At 69.5% G+C, this 15,151-nt stretch carries 13 protein-coding genes; 5 read left to right on the forward strand and 8 right to left on the reverse strand.

The genetic code is table 11. From position 1 onward, the window contains the following. Nucleotides 1–4: 4 nt before the first annotated feature. Genes paaK through AB0P11_RS11410 form a run of 6 tightly spaced genes read right to left on the reverse strand, consistent with a single transcriptional unit; the run spans nucleotide 5 to nucleotide 6,587 of the window. Nucleotides 5–1,300 carry a phenylacetate--CoA ligase PaaK gene (paaK, locus tag AB0P11_RS11385; RefSeq protein WP_363522020.1) on the reverse strand — a complete coding sequence of 432 codons (1,296 nt, stop codon included), beginning with the start codon at nucleotides 1,298–1,300 and terminating at the stop codon, nucleotides 5–7. Nucleotides 1,301–1,344: 44 nt separating this feature from the next. Further along, on the reverse strand, nucleotides 1,345–1,737 hold the full coding sequence (gene paaI / locus AB0P11_RS11390) for a hydroxyphenylacetyl-CoA thioesterase PaaI (RefSeq protein ID WP_363522022.1): 393 nt from the start codon (nucleotides 1,735–1,737) through the stop codon (nucleotides 1,345–1,347). After that, the gene (gene paaZ / locus AB0P11_RS11395) at nucleotides 1,734–3,815 is read right to left on the reverse strand and encodes a phenylacetic acid degradation bifunctional protein PaaZ (protein WP_363522024.1); all 2,082 of its coding nucleotides are present in this window, start codon (nucleotides 3,813–3,815) and stop codon (nucleotides 1,734–1,736) included. Before paaZ ends, paaI begins: the two co-directional genes overlap by 4 nt. Further along, nucleotides 3,812–4,678, reverse strand: a complete 867-nt coding sequence (locus tag AB0P11_RS11400; RefSeq protein WP_363522026.1) for a 3-hydroxyacyl-CoA dehydrogenase family protein — start codon at nucleotides 4,676–4,678, stop codon at nucleotides 3,812–3,814. Before AB0P11_RS11400 ends, paaZ begins: the two co-directional genes overlap by 4 nt. After that, a complete protein-coding gene (locus AB0P11_RS11405) occupies nucleotides 4,675–5,403 on the reverse strand; it encodes an enoyl-CoA hydratase/isomerase family protein (protein WP_363522028.1) in 729 nt (242 codons plus the stop codon). Before AB0P11_RS11405 ends, AB0P11_RS11400 begins: the two co-directional genes overlap by 4 nt. Continuing rightward, a complete protein-coding gene (locus AB0P11_RS11410) occupies nucleotides 5,400–6,587 on the reverse strand; it encodes an acetyl-CoA C-acyltransferase (RefSeq protein ID WP_363522030.1) in 1,188 nt (395 codons plus the stop codon). The genes AB0P11_RS11405 and AB0P11_RS11410 overlap by 4 nt, the downstream gene beginning before the upstream one ends. Before the next feature lie 111 nt (nucleotides 6,588–6,698). Here AB0P11_RS11410 and AB0P11_RS11415 point away from each other — a divergent pair, with 111 nt between their 5' ends. Beyond that, nucleotides 6,699–7,310 carry a TetR/AcrR family transcriptional regulator gene (locus AB0P11_RS11415; RefSeq protein ID WP_056277496.1) on the forward strand — a complete coding sequence of 204 codons (612 nt, stop codon included), beginning with the start codon at nucleotides 6,699–6,701 and terminating at the stop codon, nucleotides 7,308–7,310. A gap of 6 nt (nucleotides 7,311–7,316) precedes the next feature. On the opposite strand, the gene AB0P11_RS11420 is transcribed toward AB0P11_RS11415, so the two are convergent. Next, a complete protein-coding gene (locus AB0P11_RS11420; protein WP_053099028.1) occupies nucleotides 7,317–8,084 on the reverse strand; it encodes an IclR family transcriptional regulator in 768 nt (255 codons plus the stop codon). A gap of 158 nt (nucleotides 8,085–8,242) precedes the next feature. Between AB0P11_RS11420 and dhaK the strand changes: the two genes are divergently transcribed. From dhaK to AB0P11_RS11440, 4 genes are all read left to right on the forward strand, one after another. Further along, the gene (dhaK, locus tag AB0P11_RS11425) at nucleotides 8,243–9,235 is read left to right on the forward strand and encodes a dihydroxyacetone kinase subunit DhaK (protein WP_056277499.1); all 993 of its coding nucleotides are present in this window, start codon (nucleotides 8,243–8,245) and stop codon (nucleotides 9,233–9,235) included. Continuing rightward, the gene (gene dhaL, locus AB0P11_RS11430; protein WP_056277501.1) at nucleotides 9,235–9,876 is read left to right on the forward strand and encodes a dihydroxyacetone kinase subunit DhaL; all 642 of its coding nucleotides are present in this window, start codon (nucleotides 9,235–9,237) and stop codon (nucleotides 9,874–9,876) included. The genes dhaK and dhaL overlap by 1 nt, the downstream gene beginning before the upstream one ends. Continuing rightward, on the forward strand, nucleotides 9,876–12,341 hold the full coding sequence (gene ptsP / locus AB0P11_RS11435) for a phosphoenolpyruvate--protein phosphotransferase (protein WP_363522033.1): 2,466 nt from the start codon (nucleotides 9,876–9,878) through the stop codon (nucleotides 12,339–12,341). Before dhaL ends, ptsP begins: the two co-directional genes overlap by 1 nt. Before the next feature lie 144 nt (nucleotides 12,342–12,485). Beyond that, nucleotides 12,486–13,775: a hypothetical protein gene (locus tag AB0P11_RS11440; protein ID WP_363522035.1), complete on the forward strand. Its 1,290-nt coding sequence runs from the start codon at nucleotides 12,486–12,488 to the stop codon at nucleotides 13,773–13,775. A 53-nt stretch (nucleotides 13,776–13,828) separates the two neighbouring features. On the opposite strand, the gene AB0P11_RS11445 is transcribed toward AB0P11_RS11440, so the two are convergent. Continuing rightward, entirely contained in the window at nucleotides 13,829–15,151 is a 1,323-nt protein-coding gene (locus tag AB0P11_RS11445) for an MFS transporter (RefSeq protein ID WP_363522037.1), read from the reverse strand.

Here is a 15,151-nt window from a genome sequence, read left to right on the forward strand (position 1 = left end):
AGCCCTACCGCAGGTCGTAGACCCGCTGGTATTTTCCCTCGCTCCGGGGCAGCGTGCCCGGCTCCTCGACCGTCACGTCGACGCTGGTGCCGATGTGCATCTTGATGCGGTGGGTGAGCACCGCAGCGGCGGCATCGCAGTCCTCGGCACTCAGCGACGGGTGTCGCTCGATGCGCACGGTCATCGTGTCGAGCTGCCCGACGTGGTGCAGCTCGAGCACGAAGTGCGGGGTGAGCGTCTCGATGCCCATCACCAGCTCCTCGATCTGGGTGGGGAAGAGGTTCACGCCGCGCAGAATGATCATGTCGTCGTTGCGGCCGGTGATCTTCTCCATGCGTCGAAGCGCCGGAAAGGTGGTTCCCGGCAGCAGGCGCGTCAGATCGCGCGTGCGATACCGGATCACAGGAAAAGCCTCTTTGGTCAGCGACGTGAAGACGAGCTCGCCGAGCGCATCGTCCGGCAGCCGTTCCCCGGTCTCTCCGTCGATGATCTCGGGCAGGAAATGGTCCTCCCAGATGTGCGGGCCGTCTTTCGTGAGCACGCTCTCGCTCGCGACCCCCGGCCCCATCACCTCGCTGAGCCCGTAGATGTCGACGGCATCGATGTTCAGTCGCCGCTCGATCTCACGACGCATCTCGTTCGTCCACGGCTCGGCGCCGAGCACCGCGACGCGCAGCGACGTGGTCGTCGGATCGATGCCCGAGGCTTCCATCGCGTCAGCGATCGTGAGTAGATAGCTCGGCGTGCAGAGGATGGCATCCGGTTCGAAATCCCTGATCAGCTGCACCTGCCGGGCGGTCTGCCCGCCCGACACCGGGATCACGGTCGCTCCGAGACGCTCGATCCCGGCATGCGCGCCGAGTCCGCCGGTGAAGAGCCCGTAGCCGTAGGCGTTGTGCACCTTCATCCCCGCGCGGATGCCCGCGGCGTGCAGCGACCGCGCCACCAGGTCGCTCCACCGGTCGAGGTCTCCTTCGGTGTAGCCGACCACCGTCGGCCGCCCCGTCGTGCCCGACGACGCGTGGACGCGTCGCACGTCGGCCATCGGCACGGCGAACATGCCGAACGGATAGCTCTCGCGCAGGTCGGCCTTGGTGGTGAACGGCAGACGCCGCACGTCGTCGAGGGTGCGCACGTCGTCGGGGTGCACGCCGTGCTCGTCGAACTTGCGGCGATAGGTCGGCACGTTCTCGTAGGCATGCCGGACGGTCCACTGCAGGCGCTGCAGCTGCAGCCGCGCCAGTCGTTCAGGCGAATGCAGCTCGGCCTCGGCACCGATCTCGGCATGTGTTGCGGTCATCGTCGACTCCTTCGTCGGGGACAGAGCAGTGAGCGTGCGTGCGCTCAGGCGGGGTGCGAGCGGTTCGTCGTGAGCGAGCGGCCGCGGACCTCGGCGACGACATCGCCCGTTTCGTCGGTCACCGTCACGTCGTACAGGCCGTTGCGTCCGCTGACGACACGGCGCACCGCGCGCGCTGTCAGTCTCTGGCCGGCGGTCGTGGATTTCAGGAAGGTGATGTCGGCACCACCCGCGACCGTGACGCGATCGTCCTCGTTGCAGGCGATCGCGAAGGCGGTGTCGGCGAGGGTGAACACCAGTCCGCCATGCGTGATGGCGAACCCGTTCAGCATGTCGTCGCGCACGGTCATCGAGACGACGGCCTCTCCGGGGGCGTCCTCCTCGACGGTCATGCCGAGCATCTGCGATGCGGCATCGCGCTGCATCATCTCTCTCATGCGGCGACGACCTCGGGTGTCGGCTGCTTGTTCACCAGCGTGAGCACGTCGTAGGTGGCGACGAGCTCGTCGCTCTGATTGCGGATCACCGCGTCCCAGCGCACCTCTCCGTACTCGTCCGTCTCACGCGGCGTGATCTGCTTCGCGGTCAGCTCGACGCGGATCGTGTCGCCGGGGGAGACCGGCGTGACGAATCGCAGGTTCTCCAGACCGTAGTTCGCGAGCACGGGTCCGGGCTCCGGATCGACGAAGAGACCGGCGGCCCACGAGACGAGCAGGTAGCCGTGCGCGACCCGTCCGGGGAAGAACGGGTTCGCGGCGGCGGATGCCTCGTCCATGTGGGCGTAGAACGTGTCGCCCGTGAAGTGCGCGAACGTCTCGATGTCGGCGAGGGTCACCTCGCGCGAGCCGGAGACGATCTGGTCGCCGATGCGGAGTTCCGCGAGCGACTTGCGGAACGGATGCCGACCGTCGCTGCGCGCGGCCGCCCCCGCGTGCCAGACACCCGTCAAGGCAGTCAGCATCTCGGGTGAACCCTGCACTGCCGTGCGCTGCATGTGATGCAGCACCGCGCGGATGCCGCCGAGCTCCTCACCGCCGCCGGCTCGACCGGGGCCGCCGTGCACGAGGTTGGGCAGGGGCGATCCGTGCCCGGTCGACGATCGTGCATCGTCGCGGTCGAGCAGCAGCATCCGGCCGTTGAACGGTGCGATGCGCGTGGCGAGCTCCACGGCCTGCGCCGGGTCATGCGTGGCGATGCTGGTGACCAGCGAGCCGCCACCTCGGGCGACGAGCGCTGCGGCCTCGGCGATGGTGTCGTAGGTGAGCAGCGACGACACGGGGCCGAAGGCCTCGATCGAGTGCGCCGCATCGGACTGCGAGTCCTCGAAGCGCAGCAGCAGCGGCGACACGAAGGCTCCGTCGGGTGCGGTGCCGGTGCTGCCGTCTGCGCGGCGGACCTCGGGAGCATCCGTCGTCCCGACGACGACCTGCCCGCCCGCCGCCTGCAGGCGATTCACCTGGCGCAGCACCTCATCGCGCTGCCCCGTCGAGGCCAGGGGACCCATGGTGACGCCCTCGGCGCGGGGGTCGCCCAGCACGGTCTTCTCAGCGAGGCGCGCCTGCACGGCGCCGATGATCGCGTCGGCCGAGCCCGCCGGCACGATCGCACGCCGGATGGCCGTGCACTTCTGGCCGGCCTTGCTCGTCATCTCGGTGACGAGCTGGCGCACGTAGGCGTCGAACTCCGGGGTGCCCTCGATCGCGTCTGTGCCGAGCACCGAGGCGTTGATCGAGTCGGTCTCGGCGGTGAACCGCACACCGCCGGTCTGCACCGCGGCGTGGGCTTTGAGGCTCTCCGCGGTCGACGCGCTGCCGGTGAACCCGACGATGTCGCCGAGCCGCAGGTTCTCGAACAGGTCAGGCACGCTGCCGCTGACGAGCTGCAGCGATCCGTCGGGCAGCAGTCCCGATTCGACGAGGATGCGCACCATCGCCTCGGCGACGTAGCCCGTGGGCGTCGCGGGCTTCACGAGCGTCGGCATGCCGGCGAGGAACGCGGGTGCGAACTTCTCGAGCGAACCCCACACCGGGAAGTTGAACGCGTTGATCTGCACAGCGACCCCGGGGAGCGTCGTGTAGACATGACGACCCAGGAACGACCCGTCCTTCGACAGCGGCTCCACGGGGCCGTCGACATGCACGCGGCTGTTCGGCAGCTCGCGGCGACCCTTGCCCGAGTACGAGAAGAGCACGCCGATGCCGCCGTCGATGTCGACCCACGAGTCGGCCTTCGTGGCGCCGGTACGGGCGGACAGCGCATACAGCTCGTCCTTGCGCTCGGTGAGAGCGAGGGCGAACTGCTTCAGCAGCACGGCCCGCTGGTGGAACGTGAGCGCACCGAGGCTCTTCTGCCCGACGGAGCGGGCGTACTCCAGTGCCCCGGCCAGGTCGAGGCCCACGGACGACACGACGGCGACGACGTCGCCGGTGGACGCGTCGCGGACCTCTGTGGATCGCGTGGGTGACGACGGCGTCCACCACTCGCCCTGGACGTAGCTCGGCAGATACTCGGTCATCTCTCCTCGTTCCATGCGTAGAACCCTTCGCCGCTCTTGCGGCCCAGCTTTCCCTCGGCGACCATGCGGCGCAGCAGTTCCGGTGCAGCGAATCGCTCGCCGAGCGTGCGCTCCAGCTCTTCGGCGATGCCGAGGCGTACATCGAGCCCGACGATGTCGGTGGTGCGCAGCGGACCCATCGGATGCCGATACCCGAGCGTCATCGCGGCATCGATGTCGGCGGCCGAGGCGACGCCCTCCTCGAGCATCCGGATCGCCTCGAGGCCCAGCATCACGCCCAGCCGCGACGACGCGAAGCCCGGGGAGTCGCTGACGACGATCGGCGTCTTGCCGAGGGCGGCCACCCAGGCGGTGGCGCTCTCGACGACCGACCGGTCGGTCGCTGCGCCGCGCACGACCTCGACTAGGGCCGACGCGGGCACCGGATTGAAGAAGTGCAGGCCGAGGAATCGCTCCGGATGCCTGCGGCCCGCAGCGAGATCGTCGATCGAGATCGACGAGGTATTGCTCGCCAGAACCGCCGACGGGGGCAGCACGGCTTCGGCCCGCGACAGTGCGTCCTCCTTGAGGGCCCGGTCTTCGGGAACCGCCTCGATCGCGAGGTCGACCGCGGCGAAGGCTCCGGGATCGACGCCGGTCGTGATGCGCCCGGTCAATTCGGTCTCGTCGAGCGAGGGGTCGCGGTCGACGGATCTGCGGATGCTGTCGCCGATGCGGGTCAGCGCCGCCTCGGCGCTCGCCGCATCACGCTCGATCACGCTGACGTGAGATCCCGCGAGCAGGAACGCATGTGCGATGCCGGCTCCCATGCGGCCGCCTCCGAGCACGCCGACCCGATTCGGGGCGCTGCCGATGTCGCTCATCGTCTCTTCTCCAGGAAGTCGGTCATGCGGCGGATCTTCTCGGGCGACTCGAACAGCTCGGCCTGAAGTTCGACCTCGATCGCCGGGTGGCCTGCTCGCGGAGTGCGCAGAGCGCGTTTGGTGTGCCGCGTCGCGAGGGGATCGTTCGCCGCGATGCGATCGACGATCCGGTGTGCGGCCGCGAGCAGCTCGTCGGCCGGATGGAGCGACGACACGAGTCCCCACCTCAGCGCCTCTTCGGCATCCAGAGCTCGGCCGGTGAGGAGCAGCTCGCTCGCCCTCGCGTCTCCGACGATCTCGGGCAGGCGCCAGGTCGCGCCGGCTGCGGCGATGATGCCGAGCCCGGTCTCGGGGTTGCCGATGCGGAGGGACGGCGTCGCGATGCGGATGTCGGCGGCGTAAGCGAGTTCGGCTCCGCCCCCGAGCGCGTATCCGTCGAGTGCGGCGATCACCGGCATCGGGAGATCGTGGACGCGGATGAATGCGGTCGCATTGATGGCGCGCCGGGCGTCGTCGGCGGTGCGATCGCGCAGCTGGGCGATGTCGGCGCCCGCCGCGAAGACGCCGTCGGTGCCGGTGATGATCAGCGTGCGCGGCGTCCGCTCGAGCAGCGCGCAGAGGTCGTGCAGCGCGTCGATCGTCGCCTGGTCGATGGCGTTGCGCTTCTCGGGCCGGTCGAGCGTGGCGATCACCCGGTCTCGATGCTCCTCGATGCGCAGAGTCATGTCAGACGCTCCACGATCATCGCGGTGCCCTGACCCACGCCGACGCACATCGTGGCCAGACCGAAGCGCGCGTTCTCGCGCTCGAGTCGGCCGAGCAGTGTGACGATGAGTCGGGATCCGCTGGAGCCGAGGGGATGGCCGAGTGCGATGGCTCCGCCGTCGGCGTTGACGATCGACGGGTCGAGTCCGAGGCGGCGGATGCAGGCGAGGGACTGCGAGGCGAAGGCCTCGTTGAGCTCGACGGCACCGAGGTCGCCGACCTGTAGGCCCGCCTTCGCGAGTGCCTTCTGTGTTGCCGGCACGGGACCCAGGCCCATGATCTCGGGAGCGAGCGCGGCGGTCGCCGAGGCGACGATCCGTGCGCGCGGACGAAGGCCATGTCGCTCGACCGCTTCGGCGCTCACCACGATGATCGCCGAGGCTCCGTCGTTCAAGGAACTGGAGTTGCCCGCCGTGACGACCTGGCCGCCTGCGACGACCGGACGGAGTGCGGCCAGCGCGTCGAGCGTGCTGTCCCTGCGCGGGCCTTCGTCGGTGTCGACGAGTGCGCGGCCCGTCTCGACGCCCACGATCTCGGGGGCGAGGCGTCCCCCGTCGATCGCCGAGATGGCGCGCTGATGGCTCAGAAGCGCGAAGGCGTCGGCATCCGCTCTGGTGATCCCGTCGATGCGTGCGACCTCTTCGGCGGTCTCGGGCATCGAGAACGTGGCCTTGTCGCGGGCGCTCAGCCGCGGGTTCGTGAAGCGCCAGCCGATCGACGTGTCGAAGGCCGCGCCGGGCTTGGCCCATGCCCGCTCGGGCTTCGCCTGCACCCAGGGCGCGCGTGTCATGGACTCGACGCCACCGGCGACGATGAGGTCGGCGTCCCCTGCGCGTACGGCGTTCGCGGCGAGTGCGATGGCTGACATCCCCGAGGCGCAGAGGCGGTTGACGGTCAATCCGGGGATCGAATCGGGGAGGTCCGCGAGCAGCACGGCCATCCGTGCGACGTTGCGGTTGTCCTCGCCCGCCTGATTCGCGGCGCCGAGGATCACCTCGTCGATGTCGTCCGCGGGGATGGCGGCTCGCGAGACTGTGGCGGCGACGACGAGGGCCGCCAGATCGTCCGGACGGATGCCGGCGAGTGCGCCTCCGTAGCGACCGACGGGGGTGCGGACCCCGTCGACGAGATAGGCCTCGGACATCATCATCCTCTCGAACGCCCACGCTGGCGATAATTTCAGACCGATCGGTCAGGAATACGATCTCAGATCCTTCCGCGAATGGCAACTCATCCGGACTGACAGACTGGGCCCATGGCAGAGCCCCGAATCCAGGCGCCGGCCCCCAAGCGCGGCCGGCCAGGTTATGACCGCGAGCAGGTGCTCGCGGTCGCCGTCAAGGTCTTCAACGAGCACGGCTACGACGCGACGAGCGTGGCCGACCTCAGCGCGACGCTGGGGCTGACGAAGTCGGCGCTCTACCATCACTTCGAGTCGAAGTCGGCGATCCTCGAGCTCGCGCTGAACGATGCGCTCGATGCGCTCGAGGCCGTCGTCGATGACGCGACCGCGCAGCACTCGCTGGCCTCCGACCGGCTGCGGGCGATCATCCGCGGCGCGGTGCGGGTGCTCACCGAGAAGCTCCCCTCGGTGACGCTGCTGCTGCGCGTGCGGGGGAACGGCGATGTCGAGACCTCCGCGCTGGTGCGCAGACGTGCGTTCGACCAGCGCGTGACCGCGATCGTGTCGGAAGCGCAGACCGAGGGGCTGATCCGTGACGACGTCGATGCGGCGGTCGCCACCAGGCTCATCTTCGGAATGATCAACTCGGTCGTCGAGTGGTATCGACCCGGGGGTCCCGTCGATCCCGACGAGCTGGGGGAGGACATCCTGCGGGTGAGCCTCGACGGGCTGCAGTCCCGCTGAGCGGGCTCAGTCGTCGGCCGGCGCCACGCGGGGAGGCCAGCTGGTCGCTCCGAGCTCGCGGGAGATGTTGCGCGCCGTCTCGCGCAGCGCGTTGAGCACCGCGTCCGAGGCGGGCGCCTGCGATGTGGGCATCACGACGGCGACCGCGGCGACGATGTCGTTCGACGCGTCGGCGACCGGCGCGGCGACGGACGACTCTCCGAGCACGGCCTCATCGGTCTCCGAGGCGCTGCCCCGCTCGGCGATGGCCGGCAGGTCGAGCAGCAGTCGGGCGACGTCGGTGATCGTGTCCCCGGTGAGGCTGTGCAGCGGCCGCTCGAAGACGGTGCGCTGGAAGCCGAGGTCGTGCGCCAGCAGGACCTTTCCCATCGCGGAGGCATGCGCGGGGATCGCCACGCCGGTCTCGAGCATCTGCTGGCTGTCGTCCGGACGCAGGTCGTGGTGGATCACGAGCACCTCGTGGAAGTGCGGCGCCCCGAGGCGCACCGGCAGGTTCGTGCGGCGTGCGAGCTCCTGCGTCCACCGCATGGCTCTGGCCCGGACGTCGAGGGTGTCGAGGTAGACGTTGCTCAGCCGCAGCAGGGTGGGACCGAGCATGTAGCGCTGCCCGCCGCGCTCCTTCGCGACGAGTCCGTGCTCGCGCAGGGACTTGACGATCCCGTGCACGGTCGACGGGGGAAGGCTCAGGGCGAGCGCGAGATCGGTGATGCCGAGATGGCGCGCACCCTGCAGCAGCTCGAGCACTTTCGCTGCGCGATCGATGGCTTGGATCATCGCGGCTCCTCTCTCCGGATCGTCGTCGAGCCGGGCGGTCGCATCGGTCGTCAGGTCGATCTTGACAACTCGACTGCGCCCGAGCATATTCGACATTGACGAATAACTTTCCAATATTGCGAAAGAGCGCCGCCGTAGAGATCAAAGGAGATCGAACGATGAAGAAGCTCATCAACAACCCCGCCGATGTGCTGGTCGAGTCGCTGCGCGGCGTCGCACTCGCGCATCCGGAGCTCTCGGTCGACCTCGAGACGCACGTGATCACCCGCTCGACGCCGAAGGCGGAGGGGAAGGTCGCGATCGTCTCGGGTGGAGGGTCCGGCCACGAACCGCTGCATGGGGGATACGTGGGCCTCGGCATGCTCGACGCCGCCGTCGCCGGCGAGGTCTTCACCTCGCCCACCCCCGATCGAGTGCAGGCCGCCACGAAGGCCGTCGATCGCGGGGCAGGCGTGCTGCACATCGTGAAGAACTACACGGGAGACGTGCTCAACTTCGAGATGGCGGCGGAACTGGCCTCGATGGAGGGCATCGAGGTCGGCACCGTGATCGTCGATGACGATGTCGCCGTGCAGGACTCGCTCTACACGGCAGGGCGTCGTGGCGTCGGACTCACGGTGCTGCTCGAGAAGCTGGTCGGCGCCGCGGCTGAGGAGGGGCAGGATCTCGATGCCGTCGTCGCCCTCGCGAAGCGCATCAACGGACAAGGGCGGTCGATGGGCATGGCGCTCACCAGCTGCACGGTTCCCGCAGCGGGCAAGCCGACGTTCGATCTGCCCGAGGACCAGATGGAGATCGGCATCGGCATCCATGGCGAGCCCGGTCGGCACCGGGAGCCACTGGCGCCGGCATCCGAGATCGCCCGGCAGCTCGTGGAGCCGATCCTCGCCGATCTCGACGTCTCAGGTCCCGCCATCGTGATGCTCAACGGCATGGGCGGATCCCCGCTGATCGAGCTGTATCTGATGTACGGCGAGGTGGCCGCACTGCTCGAGCAGGCGGGAGTGCAGATCGCCCGCAACCTGGTCGGCGACTACATCACCTCGCTCGACATGGCCGGCTGCTCGCTCACGGTGCTGAAGGCCGACGACGAGCTGCTCAGGCTGTGGGACGCACCCGTCAACACCCCCGGACTGCGATGGGGGGCATGATGGCGGCGATCGACACCGCGGCCCTGGCCGACTGGATCCGGCGGTTCCGCGACGTCATCGCCGAGAAGCGCGAATGGCTCACCGAGCTGGACTCGGCGATCGGAGACGCCGACCACGGCGCGAACATGGCCCGTGGCATGGATGCGGTCGTGGCGAAGCTCGACTCGGGTGTGCCCGACACGGTCGACGAGCTGCTCAAGACCGTCGGCATGACTCTCGTGAGCTCGGTCGGAGGCGCCAGCGGGCCGCTCTACGGCACGCTGTTCCTGCGGATGGGGATGGCTGCAGGGCCCGTGACCGAGCTCGATGGCGCCGGACTCGGCGGCTCGCTGCGTGCCGGACTCGATGGCATCGTCGCTCGCGGCAAGGCCGAGGCCGGCGACAAGACCATGTTCGACGCCATGGCGCCCGCGGTGGACGCGTTCGACGCCGCGATCTCCGGAGGGGGAGACCTGTCTGCCGCGACGGCGGCGGCCGCAGAGGCGGCAGCGTCCGGTCGGGATGCCACCGAACCGCTCGTCGCCCGGAAGGGACGTGCGAGCTATCTCGGGGAACGCAGTGCCGGCCATCTCGACCCCGGTGCGGCGTCGACGACACTGCTGTTCGAGTCCCTCGCCCAGGCGACCGCGGAATCCTCCTGATGATCGGCATCGTCGCCGTCTCCCACAGCGCTCGACTCGGGGAGGCGGCGCTGGAGCTCGCCCTGCAGATGGTGCAGGGCGGGGGAGCGCGAGTGAGAGTCGCCGCAGGCGCCGGAACGGATGCCGACGGCGCGCCCGTCCTCGGTACGGATGCCGTCGCTGTCGCCGCGGCGATCGACGAGCTGGCCGCCGACTGCGACGGTGTCCTCGTGCTGATGGATCTCGGCTCCGCAGTACTGAGCGCCGAGCTCGCGCTGGAGCTGCGGACGAGCGATGTGCCGGTGCGCCTCGCCCCCGCGCCGTTCGTGGAAGGGCTGCTGGCGGCCGTCGTGTCGGCCGCTGCCGGCGCATCGCTGGACGTCGTCGCGGGGGAGGCGTCGATCGCGCTCGCCGCCAAGAGCGGCCAGCTCGAGGACCCGTCGACGGAAGCCGCTCCGATCGAGTCCGCATCGACCGACCGGTCGGGTGCCGTGACGCGGACGGTGGTCGTGCGCAATCCGCTCGGTATCCACGCGCGACCGGCGGCTCTGATCGCCGAGGCATCGGCGGGCATCGATGTGCGACTGCGTCGACTGCCCGACGGCGCTGAGGCGTCGGGTGCGAGCCTGTCACGCCTGCTGATCCTCGGTGCCAGGCAGGGCGACCGGATCGAGCTGTCGGCACTCGGGCCCGACGCCGAGGGGGCGCTCGACCGACTGGTGGCCCTGTTCGACGACGGATTCGGTGAAGGCACGGACGTCGACGCCGTCGCCTCGGGGTCGGTCGGGGCGCACGCTGCAGAGACAGCCCCCGAGTCCCCTCCCGTCCGGGCAGGCGACGTGCTGCGTGGTCGCGGCGTGAGCTCGGGCAGGGTCGCCGCCGAGGCCGTGCTCCTCGCCGCGCCCGTGCGTGAGCCGGAGGAGAGCACCGTCGTCGCGCCTGGTGATCGGGAGGCCGAGGCATCTGCGATCGAGTGGGCCGCAGTGGCGGTGGCAGACCAGCTGCGGGCGCGCACGAGGGCGGCGACCGGCGAGGCTCGGGCGATCCTCGACGCGTCGCGTCTGCTGGCCTCCGACCCCGAACTGGTGGCCGAGGCGGCGGACCTCGTGCGGTCGCGGGGTCGAACGGCCGCGCGGGCCATCTGGGAGACATCGGCGGCGCACGAGAAAGGACTCGCGGCTCTCGGTGGGCGGATGGCCGAGCGAGCGGCCGACATCCGCGACGTCCGTGATCGGATGATCGCGGAGATCCTCGAGGTCGAGATGCCGGGCGTTCCCGAGCGTGAGGAGCCTTTCGTGCTGGTCGCGTCGGATCTCGCCCCCGCGGACACGGCAGCCTTGGAAGGCGGCAACTGCGTCGCTCTCGTGACGGAGCAGGGTGGCCCCACCTCGCATACGGCGATCATCGCCCGGTCGCTCGGAATCCCCGCAGTGGTCGGAGTCATCGGCGCGACCGGGATCCCGCGCGGTGCGGTCGTGCTCGTCGACGGCGATCGGGGCACGGTCGAGATCGACCCGAGCAGCTCTCGAGTCACCGAGGCGAAGGCCGCGTCGCTCGTGGTGCCGTTCGACGGCGAGGGGGTGCTCGCCGACGGACGGCGCATCCCGCTCCTCGCCAATGTCGGGGGAGCGGCCGAGGCCGTCGTGGCCGCTGCCTCGAAGGCCCAGGGCGTCGGTCTCTTCCGCACCGAGTTCTGCTTCCTCGACCGCGCCGACGCACCGACGATCGACGAGCAGGTCGACGCCTACCGAGGTGTCCTCGCCGCGTTTCCGGGGCAGAGGGTCGTGGTGCGCACGCTCGATGCCGGCAGTGACAAACCGCTGCCTTTCGCGAACTCCGACGCGGAGGACAATCCCGCTCTCGGCGTGCGGGGACTCCGGATCGCGCGACGGGCTCCGAAGCTGCTGGACGATCAGCTCAGGGCACTGGCGCTCGCCGCGGGGGCGGAGTCGGCACTCGTCGAGGTGATGGCTCCGATGGTGGCCACGGTCGATGAGGCACGCGACTTCGCGGAGCGTGCGCGAGAAGCCGGACTGGAGACTGTGGGGGTGATGATCGAGACGCCCTCCGCCGCGCTCCTCGCGTCGGAGATGCTCGAGGTCGTCGACTTCGTGAGCATCGGGACCAACGACCTCGCCCAGTACGCGCTCGCGGCTGATCGACTGCTCGGAGAGCTGGGCGATCTGAACGATCCGTGGCAGCCGGCCGTGCTGCGACTGATCGGGCAGGCGGGTGCGGCCGGACGCCGGTGGAGCCTGCCGGTGGGGGTATGCGGCGAGGCCGCTGCCGATCCCGCTCTGGCCGCCGTGCTCGTGGGACTCGGCGTCACGTCGCTGTCGATGACACCCCGTGCGCTGGGTCGAGTCGCGGCGGCGCTCGCGGGCGTCACGGGCGAACAGTGCGATGCCGCTGCGCAAGCGGTCCTGAGAGCAGCGACGGCTGTCGATGCCCGCGCCGCCGCAGCCGCCGTACTCAACGGAGAGTGACGCGGTCGTCGCGTCGACGACATATGCGCTCTCCGGCATCATTCTGATCTCGACATGCACGGGCTCCTGGTCGAGGTCGTCCCAGCGCGCCTAGGCTCCAGGAGGGGACGTCTGCATCGGCGAATGACGAGGTCGGAGGATTCAATGGCTGTCTTCATCACGGGTCGAGCGCGAGTGACGCTCGCCTTGATCGGGATCGGCGCCGTGGCCGCCGTGAGCGCCTGCGCCCCGAGTCCCCAGACGTCATCGCCTCCGTCGCCATCGCCGTCCCGGACGGCCGCCGCGCCCGAGCCGTATGCCGGACCGATCGTGTTCGTCGGCGACGAGCTCGACGCATTCGCGCTCGCCCCCGAGGAGATCGTGGGGATCGTTCCGGACGCCACGGACGTCGGCGATCCGTCGCCGGTCCTCGAACAGATATCGGACGGAGGAAGCCTCCCTGCGGATCCGCCGATCTGCGACGCTCTCTACGCCGAGCAGTCACTCGGCAGCGTCGGGGCGAGGACGATCGAGTGGCAGGTGCCGACGGATCCCACGAACGGCTTCGGCCGGATGACGATCATGCAGTTCGCCGACGAGGCTCACGCCGAGGGCCGCATGGATCAGCTGCTCCAGGCGGCCGAGCAGTGCGCCGAGTTCGTCAAAGAGGGAACCGTCTCCTTCGATGCCGTGATCCCCGAAGCGTCCGAGAACACCCGGGCCTTCGCGGGCTCGCTGATCGATGCGGCGCTGGACTGGCGGTCGTTCAGCGCGTTCGCCTCGACCGGGAACGTGATCGTGCAGCTGTGGCAGCCTTTCAGCGGCGATCGCGACTTCGACGCCGAGGCGGCGGCGCTGCTGCTTCGAGAACGCGCCGAGGAGGCCCGGTCCGGGCTGGTCGAGGAGCTCACCGAGAACCCGCCCGTCGCCGAGACAGACCCGTCCGGCGATCCCGGAACCGCGTGGAGTGACTGGCAGGTCGGAGTCGGCGGCGTGGGTCCGCTCCGACTCGGCGACTCGGTCGAGTCCGCGATCGCCGCCGCCGGCGAGGACGCGCAGGTCGTCGAACCCGAGTACGACGGCGGCCCGTGGACCCTCATCGCCCCCACGGAGGCGGGGACGATCCTGGTGCGCCCCGTGGAGGCCGGCGATGCCGTCGGGTCGATCACCGTCGGGAGCGACCGCAGCCTCGGCGACACCGTCGGTGACGGAGCCGCGCTGCCGTCGCGAGGTGATATCCGCCTCGGCGCCCCCGTGGCGGATGCGATGGCTGCATACCCCGGAGGCACCGTGGTCGAGGTCGTGTCGTCGAGCGATCACTTCTACGCCGTCACGACGCGCGACGGGCAGGTCTTCCGTTTCCAGGCCGATCGCGAGGTGCTCGAGGAGGGGGCGACGATCGTCGGCATCACGGTCGAGGACGCGACGGCACGCACGCCGCTGGTCTTCGGCTGACGACGGGCCGGTCGGATGACCGACCGGCCCGCAGCATGCCGGGAAGACGATGATCAGGCGTGCAGATCCACGCCCTTGGTCTCCTTCACCATCGACACGGCGATGAGGGAGATCACCGCCGTGATGGCGATGTAGACGCCGATCGTCCAGGCCGCCTGGAACTGGTTCATCAGAGCCTCCGCGATCATCGGTGCGAACGCCCCGCCGAGGATGGCACCCAGCGCGTATCCGATCGAGACGCCCGAGTAGCGGACGTTGGCCGGGAACATCTCGGCATAGAGAGCCGCCTGCGGGCCGTACGAGAGCCCGAGCGCGAACGTCATCACGAACAGCGCCACGAAGTACCAGAAGATGTTCGCCGTGTCGATCAGGAACCACATCGGCACCGCCCACAGCGCGAGCGCGATGTATCCGATCTGGAAGGTGCGGACGCGTCCGAGACGACGATCGGAGAGGTGGCCGCCCCAGAGCGTGAAGATGAGCCAGCCGAACGACGCGAGCGTCGTCGCCAGCAGCACGGGAGGACGCTCCATGCCGAGGGCGGTGACGGCGTAGGTGGCGAAGAACGCGATGAGCAGGTACCCGGCGGCGTTGTTGCCGATGAAGATCAGGGCAGTGAGCACGACCTGCTTGGTGTTCTTGCGGAACAGGCGACCCAGCGGCGCGGAGGCCTCCTGACGACGACGACGGAGATCCTCGAAGACGGGGCTCTCGTCGACGGCGCGCCTGATCACGTAGCCGACGGCGATCAGCACGATCGACATCAGGAACGGGATCCGCCAGCCCCACTCGAGGAACGCCTCGGGGGACATCGAGCTCGTCAGCACCCAGAGCGTGGCTGTGGCGAGGATCATGCCGATCGGGACGCCGATCTGCGGGAAGGCGCCGAAGAGCCCCCGGCGGGCCGTGGGGGCGTGCTCGACGGCCATCAGTGCCGCTCCGCCCCACTCGCCGCCCGCCGAGAACCCCTGCAGGATGCGGAGCACGATGAGAAGGATCGGAGCGGCGACGCCGATCGCGGCGTAGGTCGGCAGCACGCCGATCAGCGAAGTGGAGAGTCCCATCATCACGAGCGTGAAGACGAGCATCTTCTTGCGACCCAGCTTGTCGCCCAGGTGCCCGGCGACGATGGCTCCCAGGGGACGGAAGAGGAAGGAGATCCCGATCGTGGCGAAGGAGAGGATCTGCGCGAACCCCTTGTTCTCCTCAGCGATCGGGGCGAGGAAGAGCGGCGCGAGCACGAGGCCGGCTGCTTGCGCGTAGATGAAGAAGTCGTACCACTCGATCGAGGTGCCGACCAGGGTGCTGGCGAGGACTCGCCGCTCCTCGGCGGGCATTCGCGCTGTCGAGGTGCGCGCGGATACTGCTGACGTCAT

This window comes from Microbacterium sp. NPDC079176, assembly GCF_040686675.1.
Taxonomy (GTDB): Bacteria; Actinomycetota; Actinomycetes; order Actinomycetales; family Microbacteriaceae; genus Microbacterium.

Excerpts from the sequence above, each read along its gene's own strand:
- paaK (WP_363522020.1), bottom strand. The coding sequence starts at position 1,300 with ATGACCGCAACACATGCCGAGATCGGTGCCGAGGCCGAGCTGCATTCG.
- paaI (WP_363522022.1), bottom strand. The coding sequence starts at position 1,737 with ATGAGAGAGATGATGCAGCGCGATGCCGCATCGCAGATGCTCGGCATG.
- paaZ (WP_363522024.1), bottom strand. The coding sequence starts at position 3,815 with ATGACCGAGTATCTGCCGAGCTACGTCCAGGGCGAGTGGTGGACGCCG.
- AB0P11_RS11400 (WP_363522026.1), bottom strand. The coding sequence starts at position 4,678 with ATGAGCGACATCGGCAGCGCCCCGAATCGGGTCGGCGTGCTCGGAGGC.
- AB0P11_RS11405 (WP_363522028.1), bottom strand. The coding sequence starts at position 5,403 with ATGACTCTGCGCATCGAGGAGCATCGAGACCGGGTGATCGCCACGCTC.
- AB0P11_RS11410 (WP_363522030.1), bottom strand. The coding sequence starts at position 6,587 with ATGTCCGAGGCCTATCTCGTCGACGGGGTCCGCACCCCCGTCGGTCGC.
- AB0P11_RS11415 (WP_056277496.1), top strand. The coding sequence starts at position 6,699 with ATGGCAGAGCCCCGAATCCAGGCGCCGGCCCCCAAGCGCGGCCGGCCA.
- AB0P11_RS11420 (WP_053099028.1), bottom strand. The coding sequence starts at position 8,084 with ATGATCCAAGCCATCGATCGCGCAGCGAAAGTGCTCGAGCTGCTGCAG.
- dhaK (WP_056277499.1), top strand. The coding sequence starts at position 8,243 with ATGAAGAAGCTCATCAACAACCCCGCCGATGTGCTGGTCGAGTCGCTG.
- dhaL (WP_056277501.1), top strand. The coding sequence starts at position 9,235 with ATGGCGGCGATCGACACCGCGGCCCTGGCCGACTGGATCCGGCGGTTC.
- ptsP (WP_363522033.1), top strand. The coding sequence starts at position 9,876 with ATGATCGGCATCGTCGCCGTCTCCCACAGCGCTCGACTCGGGGAGGCG.
- AB0P11_RS11440 (WP_363522035.1), top strand. The coding sequence starts at position 12,486 with ATGGCTGTCTTCATCACGGGTCGAGCGCGAGTGACGCTCGCCTTGATC.
- AB0P11_RS11445 (WP_363522037.1), bottom strand. The coding sequence starts at position 15,151 with ATGACGTCAGCAGTATCCGCGCGCACCTCGACAGCGCGAATGCCCGCC.